Here is a 12,413-nt window from a genome sequence, read left to right on the forward strand (position 1 = left end):
ACAAGAAAGAATTTTGATCAGCATATTTCTATTGGGCTTAATGCCCTACGGGCAATACAAAATTCTAAAACCTGAATCATTTAAATCAAATCCCACAGCCTGTTACACCTGAACGAATCAGAGATTATTACATCAGACATGAGCGATCCTTAAGAGAGGTCTAGCCCAACTAGCAGCCTGTTACACCTAAGCAAATCAGACATCCACAAATCATACATAGCGATTTTTAATGGATTTCCGCGTCAAACGGCATTCTTGTCTGTGGAATATCAAACAGTGTCTGTACTTTTTTTAATTTTTTGAGGAGGTTATATTGGGTTTCGCCGATCTCTTCTTTAACTACTTTTTCTTTTACATCACTGGAAGAAGAGCTTCCAAACAATTGCTCCCATAGATTTTTTTGTTCGGGATATTCCCGGGTTCTGTAGTCTGTTACTTTGGCCATGCGTGCAGCACAATCAACCGCTTGCTGCAAGGTGCCTATTCTGTCAACCAATCCTATTCCGGTTGCCCTGGTGCCTGTCCAAACTCTTCCCTGCGCAATGCTATCAACAAAGACGATATCTTTTTTTCGACCGTCGGCCACGCGGCTTTTAAAAGTGTAATAAATGGAATCCACAGATGCCTGCATAAATTTCTTCTCAGCATCAGATAGCGGCCGGTCAGATGATCCCATATCTGCATAAGGAGCTGTTTTCACCCTGTCGAAGGTAATACCCAGCTTATTCTTGAAAAACGATTGCATATTGGCCACAATAGTAAATACGCCAATAGAACCGGTAATGGTAGTATAATCGGCAAACACAGAATCTGCATTGCACGAAATATAATAACCGCCGCTAGCCGCCAGGTCCCCCATGCTTACAACTACTGGTTTTACTTTACGCGCCATGGAAATCTCACGCCATATAATGTCGCTCGCCAATGCACTGCCCCCGGGAGAGTTCACACGGAATACAATGGCTTTTATTCCATCGTCGGTGCGGGCCTTGCGGATCAGGTTCTTAAATTCATCGCTCGCAATTTGTCCGCTTTCTCCTTTACCACTCACAATTTCGCCTTGCGCATATATAAGTGCAATTTTGTTTTTTCCGTCTTTTTTGTAGTCAGCTGCCTTGTTGTATTTTGACGCAGAGATGAAATTGATCTTTGCGTCGGCCTTTTCGCCAAGATTTTTTGCCACCTCTGCTTTCCACTCATCATCGTAGCGCAAACCATCTATCAATTTATTGTTTAGTGCATCAGCAGGCGATTGAATGGTGCCATTATTGGCAAGTGCATGCAATGTTGCAGTATCAATGTTTCTTGCCTCAGATGTTGTCAGTAACAAATGGCTGTATAGATCATTCAGCCACACGGTTGTCTGTAACCTGTTCGGCTCGGTCATTTCTGTCGCACGCAACGGTTCAGTGGCACTCTTAAACTTGCCGGCATAAAATATTTCAGGCTGAATTTCCAATTTATCGAGCAGGCCTTTTATAAAAAAAAGATTACTGGTAAAACCATCCCATTCAATATGTCCCTGGGGGTGGCAATAAATTTTATCAGCAGCAGTTGAAACGTAGTAAGATTTTTGGGTCATGTACTCGCCATAAGCAATTACAAATTTTTTGCTCTTTTTAAAATCAACGATGGCTTCACGCAGTTCTTCATTTGTAGCGAATCCATTTACATTATAACCGGCTTTAAGAACAATACCTTTAATGGCAGAATCTTTTTTAGCATAACTGATCATTCGTACCAGGTCATACAGCCCCAAAGCGTTGGCATCTTCTTTCCCTGCAAGTTCAGCAATCGGGCTTTCTTTGGTTTGTTCCATTATGGGAGATCCCAGATCAATAACAAGAACAGCTTTGCTTCCTACCTCAGGTTTATCGGGTTGTAACGCGCGTCCAATTATGCCGGCCCCTACAAAAAAAGCAACAAGGGAAAAGATGACCAGTGCAAGCAAACACGCGAAGAATATTTTAAAAAAGCTTCTCATATAGTTCCTCTTGTTAAAAATAAAGATATTTGATGCCTGTTATTCCTACAATTTATGAATAGAGCATACCTGCTGACAGGCGGCAATATAGGCAATAGAATGGATTATTTGTCAAGGGCACAAAATTTAATAGAGCAGTTTTGCGGTGAAATAGTGCATTTATCCGGCGTTTATGAAACTGCTGCCTGGGGACTGGAAGACCAGGAATCCTTCTACAACCAGGTGATCTGTATTGATACCGCTCTTGAACCGGAAGCCTTAATGAAGCAAATTCTTGCCATTGAAGAACAAATGGGCAGAATACGAACCATAAAAATGGGACCGCGCATTATCGATATAGACATTCTTTTGATCGATGACCTTATCATTAATACACCCCTGTTAACCGTTCCGCACCCTTTTTTGCCGGAAAGAAAATTTGCATTAACACCCTTGAACGAAATTGCTCCCGACCTTGTACATCCTGTGCTAAACAAAACAATAAGTGAATTATTGCAGGAATGTAAGGACCCCCTGAATGTGTATAAAATTTGATAACCTTTTTGGCGGCGGTTTTTAATTTTGGTTTGAACACAATGAAGTACCAGTTTATAACAATAGAAGGAAACATTGGCGCGGGCAAAACAACCCTGGCACATTTACTTGCCAGGAAACTGAATGCCAGACTGGTTTTGGAAGAGTTTGCCGATAATCCGTTCCTTCCAAAATTTTATGAAAATCCCAAGCAGTTTGCTTTTCCGCTCGAGCTGTTTTTTATGGCGGAGCGTTTTAAGCAGCTTAAAGAAATGATTCACACAACTGATCTTTTCAAAAGCATCACTGTTTCCGATTATCTTTTTACAAAATGCCTTCTCTTTGCTAGAGTCAATTTACCGGATGATGAATTCAGGCTCTATCAGCGCCTGTTTGATATCATTCACCAGCAGCTTGTCTTTCCGGATATATTGATTTACCTGCATGTCCCGGTGGCTGGGTTACAAAGAAATATCAGGAAAAGAAACCGCTCGTATGAGCAAAACATCCCCGACGAATATCTCTTTAATATCCAGGAAACATACACGCACTACATCAAACAACATAACATAAAAACCTTATTTGTCGACGCCGCAAATGCCGATTTCCTCGGCAACGACCAACATGTACAGGTTATACTAGACGCACTGGAAAAGGATTATGATGAGGGAAGACATTATATTTCGTTACCATGATTTTAATGTACGATGTACCATGTACCATGTACGATGTACGGTGTTAGATGTTAGATGTACGGTGTACGATGTTGTTTCAAGTACGAAGTTTGAAGTACGAAGTACGTCTGTGTAACAGCTTTCTTTAACATTAGCCCCTCCATGTGCAGAGTAACTTTTCTCCCCTGCTGATTGCTAAAAGCTGACAGCTAATAGCTGACACCTGACACCTGATACCTGATACCTCACACCTCTTACCTCTCCCCTCCCACCGATAGCTAACAAGTGGCAGCCAATTTTATTTATACATTTGCCAACAATCGGCCGCATACAAAATATCCCCTGCAAAACGGCCAGGAAAATAGTTGAACATGAGCACAGATAATGATGTCGCAGTTGTAAAAAACGATCCTTTTGTTTCAGTAAGAATTCCAGAATTTAAAAATCTTTTGATTGGCCGTTTCGCCTTTATAATGGGGCTTCGAATGATGGGCACACTTGTAGGCTGGTGGATTTATCTGTTAACCAATAAACCTTTTGCCATTGGCCTGGTTGGTTTGTCTGAAGTTATTCCCGCCGTTTCCCTCGCATTATATGCCGGCCATGTGATTGATATAAGCGAGAAAAGATTTATGCTGCTACGCGGTGTATTGCTGTACTTTCTTTGTGCTGCTACTCTTTTATTTTTATCGACTCCCTTTACTGGAAGACACTTGTCAGCACACTGGATCGCTATCTGCATTTATGTGGTTGTCTTTTTCACCGGGGTGTTTCGTGCATTTACCGGGCCGGTGTTTAATGTGATCTTAGCTTTTATTGTTCCTAAAAACATCTTGCAAAACGCAACCACGTGGAACCAGGGTGCATGGTTATCAGCTTCCGTAACCGGACATGCTGTAGGCGGATTGTTAATCGCCTACACCGGTATATCGGGCGCGTTGACGGCCATCTGTTGTTTTATCCTTATTTCATTTTTCTTTCTGTTTAAACTAAAACACAAACCAGCTTCGAATGAAAAAGGTGAACAGCGCACATGGGAAAGCGTTAAGGAAGGACTTAAATTCGTTTTTAAAACAAAAGAACTTTTAAGTGCCATATCGCTGGATATGTTTGCTGTATTGTTTGGAGGCGCAGTAGCCATGGTGCCGGTTTATGCCAGGGATATTTTAAAAGTAAGCCCCGTCGGCTTTGGCTGGCTGAATGCCGCATCGGATATCGGCGCTATTTGCATAGTTGTTTTACTCACGCTCTTTCCATTGCGAAGACACCAGGGACGCACCTTGTTGTTTGCCGTTGCTACTTATGGAACCTGTATTATTATTTTCGGTCTCTCTAAAATTTATGTTCTTTCCTTCTTTGCCTTAATGATCGGCGGAATGGTTGACGGCATCAGCGTTGTGGTACGTGGTACTATCACACAGTTGAAGACGCCAGACAACATGCGCGGACGCGTTATGAGCGTAAACAGTATGTTCGTAAACTCAAGTAACGAACTTGGGCAGTTTGAAAGTGGCCTGGCTGCAAGATTGCTTGGCGTTGTTCCTTCAGTAGTTTTTGGTGGATGTATGACGTTGCTCGTTGTGGTTACTACATGGATAAAAGCGCCGAGTTTGAGGAAGATGGAGTATTAGCGGGTTATTCGTTATAAGTTATACGTGATACGTTGATTAGAGCGAAGAGGTGTGAAGGTTTGAGGTGTGAGGCATAAGGTTTGAGGCGTGAGGAGCTGGGCAAAGAATAAAAATTATTATTTATTGTACCGATAGGTAACAAGCATTATACGAGAAGTGTTAGAGACTGTTGATTGCTTTTTGTAATTTGGCCGGATAAAATGAACGGATGCCGGAGCAGGTGAATGACAAGAAAGTGTTTTCGTTGCTGGAGGTGGCGAAGAGTGTTGAAAAAACACTTAATGAACGCTACTCTACGTCATTTTGGGTGAAGGCTGAAATGAACAAGCTGAACTTTTACAGGCATTCCGGCCATTGTTATCCTGAACTTGTTGAAAAGAATAACGGGAAGGTGATCGCCCAGTTAAGATCGTATTTGTGGAAAGAAGATTACCGCCGGATTGATGGCAATTTTCAACGCGTTTTAAAAGAGCCATTGAAAGACGGTATTAAGATCTTGTTTCTTGCCAAGATAACATTCGATCCGGTGTACGGCCTCTCCCTCTGGATCCAGGATATCGACCCCAGCTATACTTTAGGTGACCTTGAAAAAGAAAAACAGGAAACAATTGACAAGCTTAGAGAAGAAGGGCTTTACGATAGAAACAAGCAATTACAATTTCCACTTTTGCCGCAAAGGATTGCCATTATTTCAGTTGAGACAAGTAAGGGTTATGCTGATTTCCTGAATGTGATTGATAACAATCCCTGGGAATATAGATTCTTTTACATGTTGTTTCCTGCAATTCTGCAAGGTGATAAAGCAGTAACTGATATAACTGCACAGCTTAGAAAGATAAAAAAGGCGATTAGTCATTTCGATGTAGTTGCGATCATAAGGGGCGGCGGTGGCGATGTTGGCCTGTCCTGTTACAACAATTTTAAACTGGCGAAAGCAATAGCCACTTTTCCCATTCCCGTTATCACCGGTATTGGTCACTCAACCAATGAAACCGTTAGCGAGATGATCTCTTTTGCCAATGCAATTACGCCTACAAAGCTGGCGGAATATCTTATTCAGCACTTTCATAATTTCTCCACGCCAGTACGGGAAGCTGCCCGCAAGGTTGTAGAACGATCAAGGCGAATGATCGCTGATGATAAAACGCAATTTCAAACGGAGATCAAACTTTTCCGTTCGCTAACGCAAAAGCTTTTATCAGCCAATCAGCACGAAATGAAAGGGCTCTCCCGCTCTTTGCTTTATCATACATCATTCAGATTTAAAGAAGAAAGGAGCTTTTTGAAGACTGCGCGACAGGATATTTTCAAAAGTGCAATCATTGTTACTGTTTCGGAAAAAAGAGCTATCAAGGAACTTTCTGTTGCCATTCACAAAGAGAGCAACTTCCAATTGAATCTAAGCAGAACAGGCATTGATCGTTACAAAGACAAATTAAACCAACAGACTTGCATTCTTTTTAAACAGGCAGACGCAACTCTTACCAGCATCGACAAAAATGTTACGAATATGAGTCCGGTAAACGTGCTGCGAAGAGGTTACAGCATAACCCTGTTAAATGGCAGGGCCATAAAGGAGGCTACGGATGCAAAGCCGGGTGATAAAATTACTACCACGGTTTTTAACGGAAATATTACTAGCATTGTACATTCAACCGATAAAAAAGCAGAAAATGAATGATGAGCTAAATTATACACAAGCATTTGAAGAGTTGCAGGCCATTGTAACCGAAATTGAACAGGGTGAAATTACCGTAGATGAACTTTCTGAAAAAGTAAAACGTGCCGCGCAGCTCATCAAAATCTGCAAACAAAAACTTACCACTACAGAGGAAGATGTAAATAAGATTTTGAAAGAACTGGAAGGTGAAGACGCGTAAGACCGTAAGACACGTAAGACACGTAAGACACGTAAGATAGTAAGATCGTAAGATCGTAAGAAAAAAAGGCACCGCATGCTCCTTCGCTTTGATAAACGTAAAACGTACAACTTATAACTTACAACCTCCAACAGCTTTAAGCTTTAAGCTTTGAGCTTTAGGCTTTAAGCTCACTCCTCACCTCACGTAATTCTCCCTGATCTTCCGCTTATCCCCTACCAGCCAGACCACATCACCCCATTCAAAAATGGTGTCACTTGAAGGATTTAAGACACGTTGGTTATTGCGCTCAACACCAACGATAAGGCCGTTGGTTTTTTCGCGTATGGCTGATTCGCGGATAGAGAGACCTTTTAGGCGGGTGTGCTCATCAATGACAATACTCATCAGGCCAATGTTTTCCTTTTCTTCGTCCGTTGCACTGACGGAAACGAAATCATCGTTTTCGATAACAGGTTTTATTACTTGCAATTGCTGATCCGTAGCCACCACACCAATTTTGTCGTAAGGAAAGAGTTTGTCGTATCGTGAAGGCGTCGGAATGGTTTTATCAGCCCTAAGAATGTAGGCGATATTGATGGCGTATTTCTCGCGCCAGGCAAGCTCTTGTAAAGACCTGCCTGCGTAAGCTGCGTATGGACTTACTTCAAATTCCACCATGTGAGCATCCCAGAAAGTAGGCGTGCTTTGTTTTTCTTCCTTCCTGTTTAAATTGTCCAGGAAACGGGTTTGGATGCGGCCATAAAACTTTTCCAATTTCTGTCTGAAAAGAAAAAGTACTATAGGCATTGCGATAAGTGTTCCTATTACAGAAATATAAAAAGAGAAAAAACGGTTCAGTAAAAATCCCCAACAGAAAATAGCGACAAAGTTTCTTGCCAACTCAAGCAACAGCAGTGCCCCATGGTTATACTTGCTGTCGAGCCATAACTCCTTATAGGCAAGTCCGCGCATTTTTCTCGCAGTCAGCGCCCAAATGAAAGGAGATGTTATCGCCAAAGTGAGTACTACCGCAGAAATTTTTGCAACCAGGATGTTACCGAATTTTTCTTCAAAAAAGGGCTCAACGTAATAAGAGGCCAGCAGAATGCATGCGATTATTATAACTGCATTTGACAACATTAACTGCAGGTAAGAACGAACCACTTTCTGCCAGTCGCTTTCACTCTGCAATGTTTGGGTGTTAGAGCTATACCTGTTCAGATTGGTAACCCATTTGGCCGGCAAAATCTTCTCAATGAACTTATGCAAAGGTTCTGCCAGCTTCATCATAAATGGCGTTGTGAAAGTTGTTATCACTGAAACACCAACTGCAATAGGATAGAGATAGTCGCTCGTTACTTTTAACGATACACCGAGTGTGGCGATAATAAACGAGAACTCTCCTATCTGCGACATACTAGTTCCGGCTTGTACGGATTGTTTTAAAGGCTGACCAGCCAGCAATGCACCCAAACTCACAAATACCGTTTTACCTATCACAACCAGTACAATCAATAACAACACAGGCAATGCATATTGTTTCAACAAAGCAGGGTTGATCAGCATGCCTACAGATACAAAAAAGATGGCTCCGAATAAGTCCTTTACCGAAGCCACAAGATGCTCTATTCTTTCTGCCTGTGTAGTCTCCGCTAATAAAGATCCCATCAGAAAAGCTCCAAGTGCTGTAGAAAATCCAACACCATCAGCCAGTAACGCCATTCCTAAACATAATGCCAACGAAACGATCAGCAATGTTTCGCTGGATAACCACCGTGACGCTTTTTTCATAAATGTGGGCAGGATAAAAACGCCTGTGATAAACCAAAGACTTAAAAAGAACAGCAGTTTGAAAAGGGAGAACAACATCTGCATGCCTTCAAACTCGCGGCTTACTGCAACTGTTGAAAGCAGCACCAATAATAATATTGCGACAAGATCTTCAATGACCAACACACCCAGCACCAGTGTTGCAAACTTTTTGGACTTCAGTCCTAATTCATCCAGCGCACGAAAGATGATGGTTGTAGATGAAATAGAAATTATTCCACCCAGGAAAATGCAGTCAAAAGGTGGCCATTTCAAGAACTTGCCGGTTACATAACCGAGTAAAAACATGCAGGATATTTCCACAATACCGGTAATTCCGGCGCTACCGCCAACCTGTATCAATTTTTTAAAACTGAATTCCAGGCCAAGCGCAAAGAGTAAAAAAATAACACCTATATCTGCCCAGATCCGGATATCATCAACGTCTGAGATAGTAGGGAACAGATGAAAGTTAGGACCAACCAATAGCCCTGCAAGTATATAACCCAAAACAACAGGCTGCTTTAATCTTTTGAACAGAAGGGTTATTACACCTGCAGCGCCAAGTATCAGTGCCAGGTCTCTAATAAATTGTGGTATGTGCGCCATAAGGATGTGCTCAAAAATACTGAATTAAGTATAAAGCTTAAAGCCCAAAGCCTAAAGCTCAGAACTGACGTGCATTGTAAATCATACGCTTATTGACTTTTGGGTTACACAGAGAAAATACAAGAGAAGATATAGAGTGCCACAGAGAAGGCTTTGCGCCTTTATGCGCTTTAGCGCTTTCTTAATTTTTTTCTTTGTGTGGCCGAGTGTGCTTGGTGCCTTTGTGGTTCAAAAAACCTTTTGTGCTTCTTTCCGCCTTCGCAACTTTGTGGCAAACCCGTCGTGTTTCTTCAGTGCCGCCCTGCCTCCGTGGTTTCCCCTCCCGCGCACTTGCGCAAAAAAAAGCAGGCCTGAAAAAATTATCAAACCTGCTTTTATCATCGATCAAAACTTAGCTACTTAAATAATCTCACTCTGCAGTTTTGGATTCTTTACAGAAGTTCTCTGATCATTATATTTCTTAACTGCAGCTACAAAGCTTACAAACAAAGGTGCCGGACTTTCCACAGTGCTCTTCAGCTCAGGGTGGTATTGAACGCCAATAAAGAACGGGTGACTTGGAATCTCAACAATCTCAACCAATCCTGTTTCAGGATTCATACCGCTCGCAACCATACCATTTACTTCAAACTGTTCCAGGTACTGGTTGTTAAATTCATAACGGTGACGGTGCCTTTCAGTAATTTGGTTGGAACCGTAAATCTCGTAAGCAAGCGTACCATCTTTTATTTCGCAAGGATAAGAACCTAAACGCATGGTACCGCCCATCATCTTGATCTTCTTTTGTTCTTCCATCATGTTGATCACAGCGTTGTCAGTTTTTGCATCCATTTCGGTAGAATGCGCATTCTCAAGTCCGAGTACATTTCTTGCAAATTCAATTACAGCCATCTGCATACCCAGACAAATACCGAAGAATGGCAATCCGTTTTCACGTGCGTACCTAACTGCAAAAATCTTTCCTTCAATGCCTCTCAAACCGAAGCCCGGAGCAACCAACAAGCCATCCAGACCATCCAGTTTCTCGGCAACATTTTCCTCAGTAATAAATTCACTGTGCACATTAACTACCTGAACTTTTACTTCGTTGATAGCACCTGCATGCACAAAGCTTTCCAGGATTGATTTGTAAGCATCCTGAAGCTCAACGTATTTACCAATCAAACCGATGGTCACCTTGCTCTTCGGATATTTCAGTTTATCCAGGAAGCCTTTCCATTTTTCCAGTTCAGGTTCTTTATATTCAGTAATGTTGAGCTTCTTCATACAGATAATATCCAGTTTCTCTCTCAACATTGCCAAAGGAACTTCATAAATAGTTGGCGCATCCATCGCTTCAATTACTGCCTGCTGCTTGACATTACAGAACAGCGCAATTTTTCTCTTGATATCATTGCTCAACGGCTCTTCAGTTCTGCACACGATGATATCAGGATGCACACCTGTTTCGCTCAGCATTTTCACGCTGTGCTGTGTAGGTTTCGTTTTTAATTCTTTTGCAGCACGTAAATAAGGAATTAATGTCAGGTGAACCACCACGACATCTTCTTCGGGCAGTTCCCATTGCAGCTGACGCACTGCTTCAATAAAAGGAAGACTTTCAATATCACCAACAGTACCACCGATTTCTGTGATCACAATGTCGTATTTGCCATCTTTGCCCAACAGCAACATCCTGCGTTTGATTTCATCGGTAATATGTGGAACAACCTGAACGGTTTTTCCTAAAAAAGCACCTTCTCTTTCTTTATTAATAACTGTCTGATAGATTCTACCAGTAGTTACGTTATTTGCCTGTGTAGTAAATATATTAAGGAAACGTTCGTAGTGGCCAAGGTCAAGATCGGTTTCTGCACCATCTTCAGTTACATAACACTCGCCATGTTCATATGGGTTAAGTGTTCCGGGGTCAACGTTAATATAGGGGTCAAACTTTTGAATGGTAACTTTAAAGCCCCTTGCCTGAAGAAGTTTTGCCAGCGATGCTGCTATAATTCCTTTTCCTAAACTGCTAGTTACACCACCGGTAACAAAAATGTACTTGGCCATAATAATATGGTTAATTATTAAACTATTTAAATTCCTGAATCTTAAATATTATTTTGACCTGGCTGAATTGCTAATGGCTTGATGCCTGCCGAACCGCTAACCGGACTATGCCTTCAACGATTTAATTCTTTACTGAACGTTAATTATACGCCTTCAAAAACATCTGCCAGTTTAAAAGGATAGTCAGTAGCAAAGAATAATTATCAGTGGTCATGCAAAGCTACGCCAATTTTTATTTCAAAAAAAACTTGGCTTTTGAATGTTTGGCAACTTGTGCACAAAATCACCATAAAATTTTTGTAAGTTGTACATACAAATCTCTTGGCGCCTTAATCCGGATCAACATTGTTGAACATTTTCACAAAATCATTAATACAAAAAATAAATCATGAAAAGATCCACCCTTTTTTTGCTTGCGATAATGATTACCCTGCAACTATCTGCGCAGCATATGGACAATTGCTGCCAGCCTTCGGCAACCGAGCTTTATGCGCTCAATGGTTCTAACAAAGAATTTACGATGTCGCATGAGGATCCTCTACCCTTTACCTATGTTAGTCCCAAAGGGAAGGACATTAATTATAAGACTGCCGATGGCATGAACGCACATGCCTTTGAAATAAAAGCCGACAAAGCCACCAACTATTACCTCTTTGTTATTCATGAATGGTATGGATTAAACGACTACATTAAACAGGAGGCAGAAAACCTAAGCAATGAACTGGGCATAAACGTGCTTGCACTTGATCTGTATGATAATAAGGTTGCAACCGGCCGCGACAGTGCAGTCAAATACATGCAGGCCCTTACTACAACCAGGGCATTGAATATTATTAAAGGAGCATACGGTTATGTTGGAGCTAACGCAAAGGTATTTACGTTAGGATGGTGTTTTGGCGGAGGATGGAGCTTGCAAACTGCAATTGAAGGAGGCAAACAGGCGGTGGGATGCATTATGTATTATGGACAGCCGGAAAAAGATGTGAATCGCCTGAAAACGCTGAACTGTGATATCATTGGATTTTTTGGCAATCTTGATAAATTCCCCAGTCCCGAAATGGTGGATCAGTTTGTAAAAGATGCTGCCGCTGCCGGTAAGAAACTAAATGTAAACCGCTATGAAGCCGGTCATGGTTTTGCAAATCCAAGCAATCCAAGCCATAATAAAGAGGCTACCGAAGATGCACATAAAAAGGCAATAGCTTTTATACAGGAAAGGATGAAATAAACAAACGACAGCCGATATTATACAATTGTGATGTGCAGATTCTTTTGCATACAC

9 protein-coding genes are annotated in these 12,413 nt (G+C 41.6%); 6 read left to right on the plus strand and 3 right to left on the minus strand.

The features are described 5' to 3' along the window. Positions 1-226: 226 nt before the first annotated feature. The gene (sppA, locus tag QTN47_RS09720; RefSeq protein ID WP_369329162.1) at positions 227-1,984 is read right to left on the minus strand and encodes a signal peptide peptidase SppA; all 1,758 of its coding nucleotides are present in this window, start codon (positions 1,982-1,984) and stop codon (positions 227-229) included. Between the two features lie 54 nt (positions 1,985-2,038). Here sppA and folK point away from each other — a divergent pair, with 54 nt between their 5' ends. The 5 genes from folK to xseB all read left to right on the plus strand — a co-directional run bounded on the left by folK (position 2,039) and on the right by xseB (position 6,682). Beyond that, positions 2,039-2,518 (plus strand): 2-amino-4-hydroxy-6-hydroxymethyldihydropteridine diphosphokinase, encoded by a 480-nt coding sequence (gene folK / locus QTN47_RS09725; protein ID WP_369329163.1) that lies wholly within the window; start codon positions 2,039-2,041, stop codon positions 2,516-2,518. A gap of 41 nt (positions 2,519-2,559) precedes the next feature. Further along, the gene (locus tag QTN47_RS09730) at positions 2,560-3,192 is read left to right on the plus strand and encodes a deoxynucleoside kinase (RefSeq protein ID WP_369329164.1); all 633 of its coding nucleotides are present in this window, start codon (positions 2,560-2,562) and stop codon (positions 3,190-3,192) included. Positions 3,193-3,542: 350 nt separating this feature from the next. Then, positions 3,543-4,802: an MFS transporter gene (locus QTN47_RS09735; protein WP_369329165.1), complete on the plus strand. Its 1,260-nt coding sequence runs from the start codon at positions 3,543-3,545 to the stop codon at positions 4,800-4,802. A 208-nt stretch (positions 4,803-5,010) separates the two neighbouring features. Next, positions 5,011-6,483 carry an exodeoxyribonuclease VII large subunit gene (gene xseA, locus QTN47_RS09740; RefSeq protein WP_369329166.1) on the plus strand — a complete coding sequence of 491 codons (1,473 nt, stop codon included), beginning with the start codon at positions 5,011-5,013 and terminating at the stop codon, positions 6,481-6,483. Continuing rightward, entirely contained in the window at positions 6,476-6,682 is a 207-nt protein-coding gene (gene xseB, locus QTN47_RS09745) for an exodeoxyribonuclease VII small subunit (RefSeq protein WP_369329167.1), read from the plus strand. Before xseA ends, xseB begins: the two co-directional genes overlap by 8 nt. A 177-nt stretch (positions 6,683-6,859) precedes the next feature. Here xseB and QTN47_RS09750 read toward each other — a convergent pair whose 3' ends face one another. Continuing rightward, positions 6,860-9,082 (minus strand): cation:proton antiporter, encoded by a 2,223-nt coding sequence (locus QTN47_RS09750; RefSeq protein ID WP_369329168.1) that lies wholly within the window; start codon positions 9,080-9,082, stop codon positions 6,860-6,862. Between the two features lie 399 nt (positions 9,083-9,481). Next, positions 9,482-11,131 (minus strand): CTP synthase, encoded by a 1,650-nt coding sequence (pyrG, locus tag QTN47_RS09755; protein WP_369329169.1) that lies wholly within the window; start codon positions 11,129-11,131, stop codon positions 9,482-9,484. A gap of 388 nt (positions 11,132-11,519) precedes the next feature. On the opposite strand from pyrG, the gene QTN47_RS09760 reads away from it, so the two are divergent. Next, positions 11,520-12,359, plus strand: a complete 840-nt coding sequence (locus QTN47_RS09760) for a dienelactone hydrolase family protein (RefSeq protein ID WP_369329170.1) — start codon at positions 11,520-11,522, stop codon at positions 12,357-12,359. Positions 12,360-12,413 lie beyond the last annotated feature (54 nt).

This window comes from Danxiaibacter flavus (genome assembly GCF_041060425.1).
GTDB lineage: Bacteria > Bacteroidota > Bacteroidia > Chitinophagales > Chitinophagaceae > Danxiaibacter > Danxiaibacter flavus.